Source organism: Planktotalea frisia (genome assembly GCF_001890925.1).
Lineage (GTDB): Bacteria > Pseudomonadota > Alphaproteobacteria > Rhodobacterales > Rhodobacteraceae > Planktotalea > Planktotalea frisia.
Genome location: NZ_MLCB01000203.1, coordinates 1 through 16,969 on the forward strand (window position 1 = coordinate 1; position 16,969 = coordinate 16,969).

A 16,969-nucleotide genomic window follows, 5' to 3' on the forward strand; every position below is an offset into this window, starting at 1 on the left:
TCAGACAATTTCCGCGTCATAACCCATGAAAAAATTCGGGTTTTGGGGTAGCAGCGGTATAAAATAATACGGCAAAGGTGACATGCGCGATGCACTTTTGGCAAGTTTTCTGCACTCGGGTTAAAGCAATCTTCACTTCCTAAGCGGATTGTCGCGTTAACCTTAACCTTGATTCAAGTGACCGCAGAATGACGCTTGCCCATAAACTTGCCGAAGAACGGCGTGCTCGACTCGCGGCCGAACGGTTGTTGGAAATGAAAGAGGCCGAATTGTTTTCGGCCAATCGCAAGCTAGGGCGACACGCCCGCGCGCTGTCTGATCGTATCGAACGCACGGAAGCAGAGGTCGCTAATGTGCGCGATGAAAATCGTCAGGTAAAAACGGATCTAACCGTTGCGCATCAGAAGGTAGAGATAGCAGAGCGGCGTTTGTGGCACTCCATTCGCACAATTCGGGACGGGTTTGCGTTCTTCAACTCCGACAATGAAATGATCAGCGCCAACAATGCCTACCTGGATGTCTTTGACGACCTAGAAGACATGAAACCGGGCGTCACATACCCCGAAATCCTCCTTGTTCTGACTGAAGAAGGGATCGTGGATACTGAAGAGTTAAGCGCTCATGCATGGCGCAACGCGATGCTTGATCGATGGCACTCTCCCAGCCCCAAACCCATTGTTTTGCGGTTCTGGAATGGGATGTATGCCAAACTGATTGATGAGCGCGGTCCTGATGGGGATGTGGTCTCGCTCGCGCTGAATATCACCGATACGATCCGCTATGAAAATGAACTAAAGCAAGCGCGCCACCAAGCAGAGACCGCCAATCGCGCAAAGTCTGCTTTTCTCGCGAACATGAGCCACGAAATTCGCACGCCGATGAATGGTATCGTCGGCATGGCAGATTTGCTCGCCGAAACAAATTTGGAAAGTGAACAGCAGCTATTCGTCGACACGATCAGAAATTCCGGCGAAGCGTTGTTAACCATCATTAACGATGTGCTCGACTACTCCAAGATCGAAGCCAATCGACTGGAACTACGGCCTACGGTTTTTGATTTTGAACAATGTATTCATGAAGTTATCCGCCTTCTACAACCCTCTGCACAAGACAAAGACATCGCCTTGCTTGTTGATTACGATCTGTTTTTACCGACCCAACTTGTCGGTGACCCGGGGCGCATCAGGCAAGTCTTAACCAACATTCTCGGCAATGCGGTTAAGTTCACCAAAGTCGGACATGTCCTGATTTCAGTTACGGGAACGCATCAGGACGGCATGTGCGATTTGCACGTGACGGTTCAGGACACAGGGATCGGCATTCCCGAAGATAAAATTGATCAGGTGTTTGGTGAATTTAACCAGGTCGATGAAGAAAAAAACCGCGAGTTTGAGGGAACCGGCCTTGGTCTTGCGATCACCAAACGTTTGATTGAAATGATGGATGGTCAGATTTGGGTCACGTCGGAGGACAATGTCGGCAGTTGTTTCGGCTTTCAGATCAAACTTGAGAGCAGTCCAGCGGACGACCTCGAAATCGTCAAACTCGCTATCGAACGCGCTTTGATCGTCGATAGTTCTGATTTAACTCGGACAATCATCGAAAAGCAGGTCTCTTTGCTTGGTGTCGAATGCACCGCTGTGGGTCGCGATCAGGATGCGATAGCGCAGCTAAACTCAGGTTTTGATCTTGCCATTATTGATGACATGCAAGGCGAAATTGATGGTTTTGACCTTGCGCGTGCCTTTAGGGCAGAATTGCCCGAGCTTGCGATATTGCTGATCACATCAAACGTCAGCGTGGCAGAGGCCGATCCTGCAAGAGACGCCGTTTCGCGCATTTTGCAAAAACCCGTACCGCGCCAACACTTGTACCGCGTCCTGATCGATCTCGCGCCTCCTGAGCAAAAAACACCCAAGACCGAAACGATCGTTTTTCATACAGCAAACCGCGCGCAACTTATGGCTCCTAAAGCTGGCCGCAAGCTTCGTATTTTGGCGGCGGAAGACAACAAAACCAATCAGTTGGTCTTTCGCAAGATGCTCAAGAATCTCGACATTGATCTCGAATTTGCCAACAACGGGATAGAAGTTGTCTCACTTTATCAAAGCTTCGATCCCGACATTATTTTCATGGATATTTCGATGCCTAAAAAGGATGGAAAAGAGGCGACCAGAGACATTCGTGCGTTAGAGAAAACCAATCAAAAACGCATCCCGATAATCGCTATGACCGCTCACGCTATGGCGGGCGATCAAGAAACCATTTTGCAAGCCGGGCTCGATCACTACCTCACAAAACCACTTAAAAAGGCATTGGTTGTCGAGCATATTATCGCGCTAGATATTCCTAACACCCGCTCGCTTGGCCTTGATCAGTTGGGATAGTCGCGTAGGAAAACCCAGCGATCACCTTCGCTCATATCCGGCTGAAACGCATAGCCGCCAGTATCAAACGCTTTGATATCATCAGCATTTTCAACGCGGCTCTGAATCATATAGCGCGCCATAGCGCCGCGCGCTTTTTTGGCGAAAAAGCTTACGATTTTGGCTTTGCCGTCTTTGTTTTCCATGAATACGGGTGTGACGACCCGTAGCTTCAGCGCTTTCGGTGCGACAGCACCAAAGTATTCCTGGCTCGCACAATTCACCAGCGTATCTGTGCCAATCGCATCTGCCTGCGTGTTCAGCATTTTCGACAGATCTGTACGCCAATAGTCGTACAGCGACGCGCCGCGACGTGTTTTCAGGCGCGAACCCATTTCGAGACGATAAGGCTGGATACCATCAAGCGGACGTAAAACACCGTAAAGCCCCGACAAAATACGCAAATGATCCTGCGCCCAGCGCATTTCATCATCATTCAGGCTGGTCGCTTCCAATCCCTGATACGTATCACCCGCGAACGCCAACGCAGCAGGGCGCACAACCTTATCAGTTGGTTCCGCTTCAAACGCTTGAAAACGATCACTATTGAGACGCGCCAAATCGGGGCTGAGGTCCATCAGTTTTCGTAATTCAGCCAGCGTCAAATTTTTTGCCGTTTTGGACAAACGCACCGCATCTTCTTGCAAATCAGGCGCAGTCATTTCGACATCGCGCTCTGCCCAATCCAGACGCTTGGCTGGTGAAATCACAACTAACATTTTCGCCCCCTTATTCGCTTAACCTTGATCTAGCTCGCCTCGCGCAGGACGTCCAGAAAAGCGCGACCGAATCTTTCGCAACGTCGCTCGCCCAAGATGCGTTCGAGCGCCATTTCGTTTTGTGGTTTTTGCGCCGCAATCTTAGCAAGCAATGACGCGGAACAACTCAGCGGTTTGTCATGACCCTCGCCACCACGCGCGAGATCGGCCTGTACTTCAAGCAAACGATCATAAAGCGTGCCACTTTCGCGCCCAGCCAATTTACGCCTCGCGGGGTGAAGCGTTTCAACTTCACCGTTAATAACCTCAAGAAAAGCCGCGCCGTAGGTTTCTAATTTCTTCGCCCCAACGCCACCGATACCCGCCATATCATCAAGCGTTTTAGGTCGAACTTGCGCCATCTCGATCAGTGTTTTGTCGTTGAACACGATATACGCTGGCACGCGTGCAGTTTCGGCCAACCCTCGTCGCTTCGCTTTCAAAGCAGACAGCAGAGGCGCGTCTTCTTCGCTGACTAAAGTTCTAACCGCGGGCGAAAATTTCGATGCTGCTTTGATACTGTCGCGGCGCAAACGAATGGACGCTTCACCACGCAAAATCGGCAAAGCTTCATCCGTCATACGCAAAGCACCGTGGCGCTCAGGATCAGGGCGCACTAAATCGTGCCCCATCATTTGACGAAACACCGCCTGCCATTCGCGTTTACTATATTCTTTGCCAACGCCGTAAGTCGGCAGATCATCGTGTCCACGCGCGCGAATTTTGTCGGTTTCATTGCCCAAAAGCACATCAATTAGATGCCCAGCGCCAAAATACTCGTTTGTGCGTAGGATTGCGGAAAGCGCTTTGCGCACAGCCGTCGTGCCATCAAAGACGTCCACAGGCGTATCGCACAAATCGCAGTTTTCGCACTTAACATTGGTTTCGCCGAAGTAGGCGAGCAAGCTCGCACGGCGACAATCGAGTGCTTCGGCGAGACCTAACAAGGCATTCAAACGGGCATGATCCGCAGATCGGCGTTCAGGCGGCGCAAGCCCTTCGTCGATTTGACTACGTCGCAAACGAATATCGTCAGGACCATAAAGCGTGAGCGTTTCAGCGGGCGCGCCATCACGGCCACCGCGACCAATTTCTTGGTAATATGCCTCAATTGACTTGGGCAAATCAGCATGGGCCACCCAACGAATATCAGGCTTATCAACCCCCATCCCGAACGCAACAGTCGCGACGACGATCAAGCCATCCTCACGTTGAAACCGTGCTTCGACTTCGCGGCGCATATCGGGATCCATGCCACCATGATAGAAACACGCACTGTGGCCAGCCTGGTTCAAAGCACCGGAAAGCCCTTCGGTCTTGGCTCGCGTACCGCAATAAACGATGCCTGATTGACCCTTGCGTGCAGCGGCAAACGCTAGAATTTGCTGACGCGGACCGTCTTTGGCTGCAAAAGCGAGGTGAATGTTGGGACGATCAAAACCGTGCAAAAAGGTCTTGGGCGTTTCACCATCAAACAGCCGCTGCGAAATCTCAACGCGCGTTTCGGCGTCGGCGGTGGCGGTAAACGCGGCAATCGGCACATTCAAAGCGCGGCGCAGATCGCCAATGCGCAGGTAGTCGGGGCGAAAGTCATGTCCCCACTGGCTCACGCAATGTGCTTCGTCCACTGCAATACGATTAACGCCAGCGCGACGTAGCAAATTCACAGCGCCACCAGAGGCAAGTCGTTCCGGTGCCATATACAAAAGACGCAAGGTGCCTGCGTCGATGGCTTCGAATACGGCGTTGGTCTCTTCTTCTGTGTTGCCAGAAGTCAACGCACCCGCGACGACTCCACTGGCTTTCAATGCCTGCACTTGATCGCGCATCAATGCAATCAAAGGGGAAATGACAACAGTTAGGCCACTTTCATCCAAGAGCGCAGGCAATTGAAAACACAGCGATTTACCACCACCCGTGGGCATGATCGCAAGCACGTTTTCGTTGCCAGAAACAGCATCGACAATGTCGCGCTGGCCGGGGCGAAAGGCGTCAAATCCGAAAACGTCGCTTAACAGCGATGCGGCGCGGTCCATGGGATGTCCTGTAATGGCAATGCTCTGCTCTTACAGGATATGTCCCATAGGTTAACAACTCACACAAGATGAAGTGTTAGTAAAACGACTGCATGTTATTGCTGATAACGATGCGCAGCGCGTAAACACCGACCAAAGCCACCAATGGCGCGAGATCAATGCCTGCCATATTCGGCAAAAAGCTGCGGATCTTGTTATACACAGGATCAAGAATTCGGTTTAAACCATACCAAATCTGCGCAACGAATTGTTGGTTCAGGTTCAGAACCTGGAAATTGATCAGCCAGCTCATGATCACATGAGCCACAATGAAGAACCACGCGATATCGAGGATCAGCAACAGAATTTGGAAAAGCGATAGCATGGGGTCGGCTCCGAAGTTTTAAGTTGTTCCCTAGGTAGTCGTGCGAGAGCGCGACGACAAGTGCCGCAGGGTCGCGACTTGACGCGAATGCGAACTATCGCAGATGTGCTCCTTAGCAGGAGCGCGTTAATGTACCCTTTCATCCGTATGATCAAAGCCTTGTGGCAGACCCGAAACATGGAGCCGATTGGCTTTGACGAAACCCACGTGTCGCGTCATCGGTGCTGGCCATGGGACATCGACATGTGGATGGAACTGAACAACGGGCGCACGCTGACGTTGCTTGATCTGGGACGCATTCCATTGGCAAAACGCGCAGGCTTGATTGACGTGTTAAAGACCAACCGTTGGGGGCTGACGATGGCAGGTGTTTCTGTTCGGTATCGCCGACGTGTCCGCACGTTTGAGGCGTTTACGATGAAGTCGCGCGCTGTTTGCTGGGATGAACGATTCTTTTACCTTGAGCAATGTATGGTGAAGGACGACGGCGAAGTCGCCAACCATGCGCTTTATCGTGCCGCGGTCACTGACAAGTCTGGCATCGTCACCCCTGCCCGCGTGGCTGCCGCAATGGGACGTGACGAAGTCTCTCCGCCCATGCCCGATTGGGTCGCTAAGTGGATCGAAGCGGACGCGAGCCGTCCTTGGCCACCGATGCAAGGCTAAGCGACAGGATTGTCTTGCGCGTGTGACATTGTGTCTGTCTAACTGTGCCCAACATAGGGGACGGACATATGACAAGCGCAACAGCGGACACAACATTGCGAAAGCGCATTTGGGGTTGGTATTTCTTCGATTTCGCAAGCCAGCCGTATCACACGGTTCTGAACACATTCATCTTTGGCCCGTTTTTTGTGGCAATCGCCGCGACCTATTACCTGAACCAAGGGTTGGTTGAGGGTGTCGCTGACGCCAATGCGCAGGCGATGTGGGCTTGGACGACTGCGCTCATTGGTTTGATTATCGCCTTTTCCGCCCCCATTTTCGGCGCAATGGCAGATAGCACCGGGCGCAAGATGCCGTGGATCGCGTCGTTTAGTTTGATGTATGTTTTTGGCTGCGCCGCACTTTGGTTCACGGCCCCTGATGCGAGCAATCTGTTCTGGATGCTGGCTGCTTTTGGCATTGGCTTTATCGGCGCGGAATATGCGCTAATTTTCACCAATGCGCAGTTGCCTGGCTTGGGGACGCGCGAACAGATTGGTAAAATTTCCGGCTCTGGTTTTGCATTCGGCTATCTTGGGGGCGTCATTGCTTTGGCCATCGCGCTTTTGCTTTTGGTTGAACAAGGAAACGGCAAGACGGTTGCAGGACTTGATCCTTTGTTCGGGCTCGATCCAAGCGCGCGCGAAGGGACACGTGCCACAGGGCCATTCGCGGCGATTTGGTTCATCCTTTTCATGGTTCCTTACTTTTTATGGGTGCGAGAAGTGCGAACGGATCAAATCAGATCCAGTTTTTCAGAAGCTTTCGGGCAGGTCGTCACCTCCCTCAAAGGTCTCAAATCGCGTCGTTCGCTTGGCTTTTTCCTCGTCGGTTCGATGTTCTATCGCGATGCACTGAACGGGCTTTACGCATTTGGTGGTGTCTATGCGAAGCTGGTGCTGGATTGGGAAGTCACCCAGATCGGTGTTTTCGGTGTTGTCGCAGCGATCGGCGCGGCAGTGTTCAGCTACATCGGTGGTTTTGCGGATCGTCGCTTTGGCCCGAAACCTGTGATCGCCTTTGCTATCGTTGTTCTAATGCTTGTCAGCCTCACCGTTATCAATGTGACGCCTGACACCGTCTATGGCATGCCTGTCGCCGCAGGTACGCCTGACTTGATATTTATCATTTGCGGCGTTCTCATCGGTGGCATGGGTGGCATGCTACAATCCTCGAGCCGCTCTTTGATGGTGCGTCACACGGACGAAGACAACGCAACGGAGTATTTCGGGCTTTACGGTCTGTCAGGTCGCGCGACCGCATTCCTTGCGCCGCTTTTGATCGGAATCGTGACAACAGTTACGCAAAGCGCACGCTTGGGTGTGTCACCGGTGTTCTTCCTTTTCTTGATCGGCCTAATCTTGTTAGCCTACGTTCATAAAAACGGAGATTTTGAAAAATGATGCGCGTTGTTGCTTTTGTACTGAGTTTGATTGTTGCCCTGCCCTTGTCTGCTGCCCCTGAAGCGAAACAGCTTTTTGGTGCCGCAAAACAGGGCTCTGCCCAGCGCGCAACACCACTAGGATCCTACGCCAAGGGCTGCGCCGCTGGTAATGTCCAACTGCCTGAAACAGGGCCAACGTGGCAAGCGATGCGTCTATCGCGTAATCGCAACTGGGGGCATCCCACAACAATCGACTTCATTCAAAAGCTCTCTGCCAAGGCGGCACAATTGCCGGGTTGGAACGGGCTTTATATCGGTGACATTAGCCAACCCCGTGGTGGTCCGATGCTTACGGGACACCGTAGTCACCAGATCGGTCTCGATATTGATATCTGGATGTTGCCAGCGAACAACCTGCGCCTGGCACGTCGCGATCGCGAAAAGATCAGCTCTGTTTCTTTGCGCCGCGCGAAGGGTGCCTACATTAACGACAAATTCACCCGTCAGCATATGGAAATCATGAAAGCGGCTGCGAAAGACAAACGCACAGCGCGCATCTTTGTGTTTCCGGGTGCGAAAGTCGCCATGTGTAACGCTGAAAAAGGCAATCGTAAGTGGTTGCGTAAAATTCGACCTTGGTACGGGCATCACTACCACTTCCATGTACGGCTCGCTTGCCCTAAGGGTGCGCGCGGATGCGTTGATCAAGCGGCTCCTCCCGCAGGGGACGGCTGTGCAGATGGGCAAAAGTGGGTGAACGATATTCTCAACCCGCCAAAGCCGAAACCGCGCGACCCGAATGCGCCCAAGCCAAAGCCACGGCGTGAATACGTTCTGGCGGATTTACCTGCTCAATGCGCAAATGTCTTGCAGTCACGGTAGCACTTTTCTACGCATCATCGCTTTTTGCTGCACCGCTCGCAGTGCCTGTCGCTGAATTCGAATGGTCGCCAGACGTTGACGGTTTCGGTGGCATTTCAGGCCTAGAGGTGGATGCGAAAGGCATCAAGTTTCACGCGGTCAGCGATGATGGCGTGCTCTATTCTGGTTCGCTTGTGCGCGGCGAAGACGGCCAACTAACAGGCGCAAAGCTCGAAAACTCGGTGCAGCTCTTGATGGAGAACGGTAAACGCCCTGATCCTAAACGCTTTCGCGACCTTGAAGGGCTGGCTTTGGGCGATGATGGCGCGTTAAGAATGTCGGCCGAAGGCAGGGCGCGCATACTCACGTATTCAGACGCGACTGGAACGCCCACCGCTCAAACCCTTCCCAAACGCGCGCGTCACGCGCCCAATAACGTAGGGTTTGAGGCTTTTGCGATCTCCAAAGCAGGCAAGCTGTTTGTGATCCCTGAAGGTTCCAACACTATTCGCGAGCCTTTCCCGATCTATCGAAACGCAGAGAACGGAACCTGGCGGCACATATACAATTTCCCGCGCTCAGGCGGCTTTCGCCCTGTTGGTGCAGATTTTGGGCCGGATGGGCATCTCTATGTTCTTAGTCGCAGCTTCATCGGTTTTGCTTTTCTGACACGCATTGATCGCGTGATTTTTGAAGCCGCCCGACCAAAGCGCCACGAACATCTTTTCACCAGCTCAATTGGACAATTCGACAATCTCGAAGGGATTGCAGCTTGGCATGATGCCTCTGGCGCGACTCGTCTCTTGGCTGTCTCTGACGATAATTTCAGCCGATTTCAACGCACGATCATGGTGGAATTTCTGCTGCAAGAATGACTTGCCTAACAGATGCACAAGGCATAAACGGCGGCGACTCTCATTTTGAGAGGAAGTAGCCGCAACCTTGTAAAAAACGGGCAATATCTATGGTACGCACTTATCTTCCTGGCGTTCTCGCCATGGCAACCATTGTGGTTGCTTCCAACATCCTCGTTCAATTTCTGTTCGGCCAATGGCTGACATGGGGCGCATTTACCTACCCTTTCGCATTCCTCGTGACCGACTTGATGAACCGAATGTATGGCGCAAGCGCTGCGCGTCGGGTCATTTTTGTTGGCTTCATCGTAGGTGTCATCTGCTCCCTGATTGGGACGCAAATTCAAGGCGAGTTTGGTCCTTTGGTCACACTGCGCATCGCGATTGGCTCGGGCACGGCATTCCTTGTAGCGCAGTTGATCGACGTTTCGATCTTTTCCGCTTTGAAGAACGGCAAGTGGTGGCGCGCACCGCTTGCGTCCTCGATCGTCGGCTCGACGCTTGATACAGCGCTCTTCTTCACCATCGCGTTCTCTGCTGCATTGATCTTCCTAGAGCCTGCGAATGACGTGAGCTGGGCAAACGAAGCACTGCCGATCTTGGGTTTTGGTCCAGTCGCGCCGCTTTGGGTGTCTTTGGCGGTTGCTGATTGGGGCGTGAAACTGACGCTTGCGCTGATTGCGTTGGTGCCGTTCAAGGCATTGGTGACGCGTTGGCAAAAACAACAATCTGCTTGAAATAATGTTTGGCGATCTGGGGTTTCCATGCAATCCTACCATTGATTGAAACAAATGAGAGGAGGTGATCCTGTGTCTAAAAAGGTATTGGAGAAATGTGTTGGGACAATTTGCGAGGTGCGCCGCTAGCGGCAACCCCTAGTAGGCCATGCGCCCGCGAATTGGTGAATGCCTAACCGACACACCTCCGAAACTCAGATTAAGGGCCGTTCCAGTGGGGCGGCCCTTTTTGCGTCTTTGCTTTGGTTCTGGCATGAAGGGCGCATGTTGCAGATTACACCAAACATAGAGATCGCTGATTGGGAGCTAGCGGAGAGCTTTACCCGCTCGTCCGGGCCGGGTGGGCAGAACGTTAACAAAGTGTCCACTGCAGTAGAGCTGCGCTTTGAAGCAGAGCGCTCACCCAATTTGACTGGCCCTGTGAAGACACGATTAAAGCGTTTAGCAGGTCGCCGTTGGACATTGGATGGCGCGCTGATCATCCGCGTTGAAGAAGAACGCAGCCAAGCGCGTAATCGCGTGATCGCGCGGGAGCGTTTGACTGAGTTGATCCGCAAAGCTCTGGTCGCACCCAAGCGGCGCATCGCAACGCGTCCTACTTTGGGCAGCAAGAAACGCCGTCTGAAAACGAAGAAAGAGCGCGGCGAAGTGAAAGCACTACGCGGTCGCGTAACAGGCGACGATTAAACAATCACCTCTTGGCGCTCTTGCTCGCCTAACTCGAAGACGCGCTTGTACCGCTCAATTTCATCCGCTGGACCCATAGCTTTTCCGGGATTGTCCGAAAGTTTGACCGTCGGATTGCCATCTGCCTCGACTGCTTTGCACACGATTGAAAACGGATCGAGACCGCCATCGGGTACAAGACCACGAAAGTCATTCGTGAGCAGTGTGCCCCAGCCAAAACTGACACGAACGCGGCCTTCGAATTGTTTGTGAAGCTCGATAATCTTTTCAACGTCGAGACCATCAGAGAAAATCACCAGTTTTTCGCGGGGATCTTCGCCACGCTGTTTCCACCAGTTGATCGCGATTTCAGCACCAGTCGCAGGATCCCCGGAATCGATACGAATACCTGTCCAACCCGCGAGCCAATCCGGCGCGCTCTGTAGAAACCCTTGAGTACCGTAGGTGTCTGGTAAAATTATACGCAGATTGCCGTCGTGTTCTTCCTGCCAATCCTCAAGCACTTGATAGGGCGCTTGGCGCAAGTCTGCGTCGGTTTTGGCAAGCGCGGAATAAACCATCGGAAGCTCATGCGCATTTGTACCAATAGCTTCGATGTCTCTCAGCATCGCAATTTTGCAGTTCGACGTACCAACAAATTTGTCGCCAAGTCCCTCACGCATCGCTTGAACGCACCAATCTTGCCATAGAAAAGAATGGCGCCGACGCGTGCCAAAATCTGCGATACGCAGGTTTTCGACAGTGCGCAAACGTTCTACTTTTTCCCAAACGCGGGTCATTGCGCGCGCATAAAGTACCTGCAATTCGAATTTGCCCATACTGTCCAAGACTGCCCGGCTGCGGAGTTCCATCAAGACTGCAAGCGCGGGAATTTCCCAAAGCATGACTTCACACCATTTGCCCTCAAACGTGAGTTCATACTGGCCATCGCGCTTTTCCAGATGGTATTCTGGCAAGCGCATATTCTCGAACCACTCCATAAAATCAGAGCGAAACATTTGGCGTTTTCCGTAAAACGTATTTCCGCGCAACCACGTGCTTTCACCACGGCTAAGCGAGAGCGAACGTATGTGATCAAGCTGCTCGCGCAACTCGCCTTCATCGATCAGGTCTGCCATTTTCACTGATTTGGTACGATTGATCAGACTGAACTTTACATGCGTATCAGGGTGGCTTTGAAATACCGATTGGCACATCAAAAGTTTATAAAAATCGTCATCAATCAATGAGCGAACGATTGGATCGATCTTCCATTTGTGGTTCCACACGCGCGTCGCAATATCCAAGATCGGCCCTCACTTAAGATTGTCTGCCCTTGTTACGCGAAGACCTTAACCGGATCAAAGCTGATTTGCAGAACGCGTCGCACTGAAATCAGCGAGCTTGCCAAGTAGGTCCGTCTTTTTGACAGGTTTGGCGAGAAAATCATCCATACCAGCGGCAAAACAGGCCTCGCGATCACTCGCGAACGCATTTGCGGTTAGCGCAATTATGTGAGGTTGGATGCCCCGTGAAGCCCTGATCCGCTTTGTTGCCTCAAGCCCATCCATTTCGGGCATCGACATATCCATAAAGATCAAATCAGGCGTCACAGCCTGCATGCTCTCGACGGCTTCCTTACCGTCGTGCGCAAAGTGGACATCAAGAGGTAAACCTTTGAGGTACTTAGAGATTAAGAACCTGTTGGTCTTGTTATCCTCGGCAACTAGCACAGACATTGGCGCAATGTCTGAAGCAAGATTTTGTCGCTGAATACTATTGGTGTTTTGTAAGACTGATCGCCCTAGACTTAGCGTAATGGTAAAGGTCGACCCTTTCTCCATTGTGGAAACGGCAGAAATGTCGCCCTGCATCATCTCAGCAAGTTGCTTGGAAATTGAAAGCCCGAGCCCCGTTCCGCCAAATCGACGGGTGGTTTTACTATCTGCTTGTTGAAACTTATCAAAAACTTGGTCGATACGATCAGAATGGATACCGATTCCGGTGTCGATCACTTCGACGACAAGCAGATAACCAGTGTCCGTCGTTTCAATTTTTGGTCGCACGGTAACGCCGCCAAAAGAGGTGAATTTGATTGCGTTGCCAATGACGTTCAGAAAAATTTGTCGCACACGACCATCATCACCAATCGCGTCTTTGGGCAGGTCTTTGTCCAGCTCAACATCAAGGTAAATCCCTTTTAGAACCGCTTGCGGCGCAAGTAGCTCGATCGACTTATGAAAGCATGCTTCTAAGTCAAAAGGGATAGGATCAATACTGAGCTGACCTGCATCCAACTTGGAAACGTCGAGTACATCGTTGATTATGGTTAACAACGCATCTGCTGAGTCTCTTATTGTGGAGGCATATGAATGCGCTTCTTTGGGCAGTGGCAGTTCAAACAGTAGATCAGAAAGGCCGATAATGCCATTCATCGGTGTCCTGATTTCATGGCTCATGGTCGCCAAAAATTCGCTTTTTGCTTGTTCACCTTGTTCCGCTTGAATCTTTGCTTCAGCAAGCTCTTTTTCGTGTTCTTTGATCGCTGTGACATCGCGCTCAATCGCGACAATCATTTCAACCTGATTATCGTCAGTCTTGATCGGAACTATATTGGTCTCAACCCAGATCGTTCTTCCATCTTTCCGACGGTTCAAAATATCTGCACGGACTGCTTTGCCCTGACGGATATGGTTTGCGATGTTTGCGGTCATCTCAAGACTCGTACTGGCGTCGTTGAGTAATTCAGCTGGCGTTTTTCCGATGGCCTCAGAAGCCTCATACCCTGTAATTCTGGTAAACGCTTCGTTCACCCAAGTGATGCTTCCAGTGGGATCTGAAATCACAATGCTGTCGTTCGCATGGCGAGCGACCAACGATAACTTGCGCGCAAGTTCTTGCGACTCTCGCTTTAGTCTATCAGAAGCTTCCAGCGCTTGGGAGGTTGCAAGGATCTGCTTTGTGTTCCTGAGATGTTTTTCGTGGTTGGAAACAACAAAATGCAAAATAACATACACGATATACCCCTTCATCGTCATGGTTAACGCATCAGCTATAAAGACTTCGAATGCACCCCCAGCGCGGAAGTATTGCTGAAGCAAAATCACTAAGAAGGTAATGAAATAAACACTAAGCCGCGCGTATGCACTAGGCTTGTGGTAGGGTAGCACGAGACCCGCATTCATAGCCGCTGACATAAGAAAAACGAGCGCGAAATATATTCCGACACCGGCATCAGGCAATGCTTCAGCCATGAGAATGCAAATTGCTGTGCAAACTGCTTGAATGCCTGCGCTTATACTGGCTCGCGCACTGAGCAATGAGAAACGTTGCCCATTCTTCAAAGCTATCAACTGACGCTTTAGGCAAACGCAATCTATAACCTCACCGATTATAGAAATGCACGCTGCCAAGAGCCCAATAAAAAGGGAAGTGTGTAGAGCAACAAATCCAGACCCGACGACGGTCAAGATTTGCCGCTTCGGTAGATGCTTTATACGCCCCCGCGCATACCTTTGAAAACGCGCAATCGATGCGTTCAACGGCATCGACGTTAAATCCTGATCTTGCTCTTTTTGGGGCATCCCCTGCTACTCACGTCGCTATTCGCAGCAGTGATCGCACTAAACCCTTAACGAATCGGGCTACGATTCCTATTTCACCCGAATCCCCGCATTTTTCATCGCGATTAGTGCAGCTTCGAGACTGCCATCAAGATCAATCGCGCGGCAAGCTTCGGTCTCAACCACAACCTCGTACCCCAGCGCTTGCGCGTCCATAGCACTGTAAAAAACGCAAAAATCCAAAGCGAGGCCCGCGAGTGTGACACGCTTAACACCTCGCGATTTTAGATATCCATCAAGACCAGTTGCAGTCGTTTTGTCGTTTTCGAAAAATGCTGAATAGCTATCGATTTCAGTGCGAAACCCCTTTCGCACGACCATTTGCGCAAAGCCTGTTTTTAAATTTGGATGAAATTCCGCGCCTTTCGTCTCAATCAAACAGTGCTTAGGCCATAAAACTTGTGGTCCGTAGGGCATCGTCATCACCTCATATGGCACACAGTTTTCGTGATTTTGCGCGAATGATCGGTGATTATCTGGATGCCAATCTTGAGAAAGTACAACTATTTCAGATGCTTCCATCATGTCGTTTATAGGAGCAATCACTTCAGAGCCTGAAGCAACTTCTAGTGCTCCACCCTCGCAAAAGTCATTTTGAACATCAATTACAAGCAATGCAGAGGTAGAAGTCATGTCATTTTCCAGTCATTGGCAATCATTGTAACAGCTTCTTAGATTACTTGCTTTAAGGGGTCAAAATCAGCTACGCGTGCGCCCATGTATACAATCGCCGCTCTCTACCACTTTTCGCCAATCAGCGACCTGCCATCGCTGCAAAAATCTGTGCGCAGCAAATGTGAAAGCCTCGAGATAAAAGGCACGCTTTTGCTCGCTTACGAAGGCATTAATGGAACAGTCGCAGGTTCAAAATCGTCCATAGATCAACTCTTGGTTTTTCTAGGCACGCTTCCAGAATTCTCTGGTTTAGAATGGAAATTAAGCGAAAGTTCTGACGAACCCTTTAACAAACTCAAAGTTCGACTGAAGAAAGAAATCGTGACAATGGGGCAAGCAAACGTTGACCCACGTGGAGCTGTTGGCCAATATGTTGAAGCCGAGAATTGGAACGACTTTATAAACTCGGATGACGTCGTGGTCATTGATACGCGCAACGATTATGAGGTCGCGATCGGTACGTTCGAAGGTGCAATCAACCCAGAAACAAAGAGCTTTCGCGATTTTCCCGCATGGTGGGAGAAAAACAAAAAGCGATTTGAAAATCAACGCATTGCGATGTTTTGTACAGGCGGGATTCGTTGTGAAAAATCAACAAGCTACCTGAAAGGGCAAGGGGTAAAAGATGTTTTTCACTTGAAGGGCGGTATACTGAAATACTTAGAAAAAATACCAGAGAACGAATCAACCTGGAATGGAGAATGCTTCGTTTTTGATGGTCGGGTTTCAGTTGGACATGGACTAGAAGTTGGACCTCATCAAATGTGTTTTGGGTGCCGAAGACCGATCATGCCAGAAGATATCAAGAAAGACGATTTTGAACTTGGTGTTTCATGTCATCAATGTTTCAAAGAGACATCTCACCAGGACAAAGAACGCTTTCGCGAGCGCCAAAAGCAAATCGAGCTATCGAAGAAACGGACAGCGCAGTCACCGTAGGACGCTCAGCGGACGACAAATTCCGCGTGCAAAGCCCCAGCGACTTTTATGCTCTTCAAAATATCGATCATGTCTCGAGGAGCAACGCCTAGCGCGTTCAACCCAGCAACCACCTCTGATAGAGACGTGCCACTACGCAGCTCAGCAAGACCTATGCCAGGCTCTTCTTCAAGCTCAACATTGGTACGAGGAACGACAACACTTTCACCTCGACTAAATGGATTGGGTTGCTCGACGAGAGGTTCTTCTTGAATCCGAATCGTCAAATTTCCTTGCGAGATCGCCACACGAGAAATTCGGACATCTTCACCCATGACAATCGTTCCGGATCTTTGATCTACTACGACACGAGCCTTTCTTTGAGGGCGGACCAACACGTTCTCCAAACGAGAGATCGCATGCGCGGGGGACCGAGAACGAGTTTTTTCGATATTAACTGACACTGTACCAGAATCCGACATTTCGGCGACTTTGGCACCAAAGTGACGATTCACAGCAGCTTCGATACGATGTGCGGTCGTAAAGTCTGGCTCTCGCAAAGCAAGCCTCAATATTTGCAGCGATCCAAAGTCGAACTCCACTTCACGTTCGACACGCGCTCCCGAAGGAATGGAGCCAGAAGTTGGAACACCTTGAATAACTGCCGCACCGTCCCCTTCCGCGGCGACCCCACCTGCAATAATTGTACCTTGTGCGACTGCATAAATCTGGCCGTCTGCTGCGTTCAGAGGGGTAATAACCAGCGTCCCTCCCAGTAGACTCTTTGCATCGCCAATAGCCGAAACAGTAATGTCTATTGATGCGCCAGCTCGAGAAAAGGGCGGTAGTTCCGCAGTAACAAAGACCGCTGCAACATTCTTAGGTCGAAATTGTTCACCGGTAATATTGAAGTGGTCCGGCAAAACTGGACAGCGTGCTAAGATGTATCCAACCTTGAAGAC

15 protein-coding genes are annotated in these 16,969 nt (G+C 51.0%); 8 read left to right on the top strand and 7 right to left on the bottom strand.

Features of this window, described 5'->3' with window-relative positions:
• Nucleotides 1–188: 188 nt before the first annotated feature.
• Complete coding sequence (locus tag PFRI_RS18720; protein ID WP_072632226.1) at nucleotides 189–2,387, top strand: response regulator; 2,199 nt, start codon at nucleotides 189–191, stop codon at nucleotides 2,385–2,387.
• Here the strand turns inward: PFRI_RS18720 and yaaA are convergent.
• From yaaA to PFRI_RS18735, 3 genes are all read right to left on the bottom strand, one after another.
• Nucleotides 2,375–3,145, bottom strand: a complete 771-nt coding sequence (gene yaaA / locus PFRI_RS18725; protein WP_072632227.1) for a peroxide stress protein YaaA — start codon at nucleotides 3,143–3,145, stop codon at nucleotides 2,375–2,377. The two genes, PFRI_RS18720 and yaaA, sit on opposite strands and share 13 nt — an antisense overlap.
• A gap of 29 nt (nucleotides 3,146–3,174) precedes the next feature.
• The gene (gene recQ / locus PFRI_RS18730; RefSeq protein ID WP_072632228.1) at nucleotides 3,175–5,220 is read right to left on the bottom strand and encodes a DNA helicase RecQ; all 2,046 of its coding nucleotides are present in this window, start codon (nucleotides 5,218–5,220) and stop codon (nucleotides 3,175–3,177) included.
• A 76-nt stretch (nucleotides 5,221–5,296) separates the two neighbouring features.
• Complete coding sequence (locus tag PFRI_RS18735) at nucleotides 5,297–5,584, bottom strand: YggT family protein (RefSeq protein WP_072632229.1); 288 nt, start codon at nucleotides 5,582–5,584, stop codon at nucleotides 5,297–5,299.
• Nucleotides 5,585–5,713: 129 nt separating this feature from the next.
• Between PFRI_RS18735 and PFRI_RS18740 the strand changes: the two genes are divergently transcribed.
• The 6 genes from PFRI_RS18740 (at nucleotide 5,714) to arfB (ending at nucleotide 10,812) form a co-directional block, all read left to right on the top strand.
• Nucleotides 5,714–6,250 carry an acyl-CoA thioesterase gene (locus PFRI_RS18740; RefSeq protein ID WP_072632230.1) on the top strand — a complete coding sequence of 179 codons (537 nt, stop codon included), beginning with the start codon at nucleotides 5,714–5,716 and terminating at the stop codon, nucleotides 6,248–6,250.
• Between the two features lie 68 nt (nucleotides 6,251–6,318).
• Nucleotides 6,319–7,692 (top strand): MFS transporter, encoded by a 1,374-nt coding sequence (locus PFRI_RS18745; protein WP_072632231.1) that lies wholly within the window; start codon nucleotides 6,319–6,321, stop codon nucleotides 7,690–7,692.
• Entirely contained in the window at nucleotides 7,692–8,555 is an 864-nt protein-coding gene (mepA, locus tag PFRI_RS18750) for a penicillin-insensitive murein endopeptidase (protein WP_072632237.1), read from the top strand. The genes PFRI_RS18745 and mepA overlap by 1 nt, the downstream gene beginning before the upstream one ends.
• Nucleotides 8,528–9,409 (top strand): esterase-like activity of phytase family protein, encoded by an 882-nt coding sequence (locus PFRI_RS18755; protein ID WP_072632232.1) that lies wholly within the window; start codon nucleotides 8,528–8,530, stop codon nucleotides 9,407–9,409. Before mepA ends, PFRI_RS18755 begins: the two co-directional genes overlap by 28 nt.
• Nucleotides 9,410–9,498: 89 nt before the next feature.
• Nucleotides 9,499–10,125 (top strand): queuosine precursor transporter, encoded by a 627-nt coding sequence (locus PFRI_RS18760; RefSeq protein ID WP_072632233.1) that lies wholly within the window; start codon nucleotides 9,499–9,501, stop codon nucleotides 10,123–10,125.
• A 264-nt stretch (nucleotides 10,126–10,389) separates the two neighbouring features.
• Nucleotides 10,390–10,812, top strand: a complete 423-nt coding sequence (gene arfB / locus PFRI_RS18765) for an alternative ribosome rescue aminoacyl-tRNA hydrolase ArfB (protein WP_072632238.1) — start codon at nucleotides 10,390–10,392, stop codon at nucleotides 10,810–10,812.
• Here the strand turns inward: arfB and pncB are convergent.
• The 3 genes from pncB to pncA all read right to left on the bottom strand — a co-directional run bounded on the left by pncB (nucleotide 10,809) and on the right by pncA (nucleotide 15,047).
• Nucleotides 10,809–12,101, bottom strand: coding sequence for a nicotinate phosphoribosyltransferase (gene pncB, locus PFRI_RS18770; protein ID WP_111445593.1), 1,293 nt, complete (start codon nucleotides 12,099–12,101; stop codon nucleotides 10,809–10,811). The two genes, arfB and pncB, sit on opposite strands and share 4 nt — an antisense overlap.
• A 51-nt stretch (nucleotides 12,102–12,152) precedes the next feature.
• Complete coding sequence (locus PFRI_RS18775) at nucleotides 12,153–14,045, bottom strand: PAS domain-containing hybrid sensor histidine kinase/response regulator (protein WP_170124883.1); 1,893 nt, start codon at nucleotides 14,043–14,045, stop codon at nucleotides 12,153–12,155.
• Nucleotides 14,046–14,444: 399 nt separating this feature from the next.
• Entirely contained in the window at nucleotides 14,445–15,047 is a 603-nt protein-coding gene (gene pncA, locus PFRI_RS18780; protein WP_072632235.1) for a bifunctional nicotinamidase/pyrazinamidase, read from the bottom strand.
• Between the two features lie 84 nt (nucleotides 15,048–15,131).
• Here pncA and trhO point away from each other — a divergent pair, with 84 nt between their 5' ends.
• Complete coding sequence (gene trhO, locus PFRI_RS18785; protein WP_072632236.1) at nucleotides 15,132–16,028, top strand: oxygen-dependent tRNA uridine(34) hydroxylase TrhO; 897 nt, start codon at nucleotides 15,132–15,134, stop codon at nucleotides 16,026–16,028.
• A gap of 5 nt (nucleotides 16,029–16,033) precedes the next feature.
• Here trhO and PFRI_RS18790 read toward each other — a convergent pair.
• Nucleotides 16,034–16,969 (bottom strand): flagellar basal body P-ring protein FlgI (locus tag PFRI_RS18790; RefSeq protein WP_072632240.1); only part of this gene is annotated, 936 nt, incomplete at its 5' end.

Bases quoted from the DNA above. Each gene is read 5' to 3' on its own strand.
- PFRI_RS18775 (WP_170124883.1), bottom strand. From the start codon at position 14,045: ATGGCTGAAGCATTGCCTGATGCCGGTGTCGGAATATATTTCGCGCTC.
- yaaA (WP_072632227.1), bottom strand. From the start codon at position 3,145: ATGTTAGTTGTGATTTCACCAGCCAAGCGTCTGGATTGGGCAGAGCGC.
- mepA (WP_072632237.1), top strand. From the start codon at position 7,692: ATGCGCGTTGTTGCTTTTGTACTGAGTTTGATTGTTGCCCTGCCCTTG.
- arfB (WP_072632238.1), top strand. From the start codon at position 10,390: ATGTTGCAGATTACACCAAACATAGAGATCGCTGATTGGGAGCTAGCG.
- PFRI_RS18720 (WP_072632226.1), top strand. From the start codon at position 189: ATGACGCTTGCCCATAAACTTGCCGAAGAACGGCGTGCTCGACTCGCG.
- PFRI_RS18740 (WP_072632230.1), top strand. From the start codon at position 5,714: ATGTACCCTTTCATCCGTATGATCAAAGCCTTGTGGCAGACCCGAAAC.
- PFRI_RS18760 (WP_072632233.1), top strand. From the start codon at position 9,499: ATGGTACGCACTTATCTTCCTGGCGTTCTCGCCATGGCAACCATTGTG.
- PFRI_RS18755 (WP_072632232.1), top strand. From the start codon at position 8,528: ATGCGCAAATGTCTTGCAGTCACGGTAGCACTTTTCTACGCATCATCG.
- trhO (WP_072632236.1), top strand. From the start codon at position 15,132: ATGTATACAATCGCCGCTCTCTACCACTTTTCGCCAATCAGCGACCTG.
- PFRI_RS18735 (WP_072632229.1), bottom strand. From the start codon at position 5,584: ATGCTATCGCTTTTCCAAATTCTGTTGCTGATCCTCGATATCGCGTGG.
- recQ (WP_072632228.1), bottom strand. From the start codon at position 5,220: ATGGACCGCGCCGCATCGCTGTTAAGCGACGTTTTCGGATTTGACGCC.
- PFRI_RS18745 (WP_072632231.1), top strand. From the start codon at position 6,319: ATGACAAGCGCAACAGCGGACACAACATTGCGAAAGCGCATTTGGGGT.
- pncA (WP_072632235.1), bottom strand. From the start codon at position 15,047: ATGACTTCTACCTCTGCATTGCTTGTAATTGATGTTCAAAATGACTTT.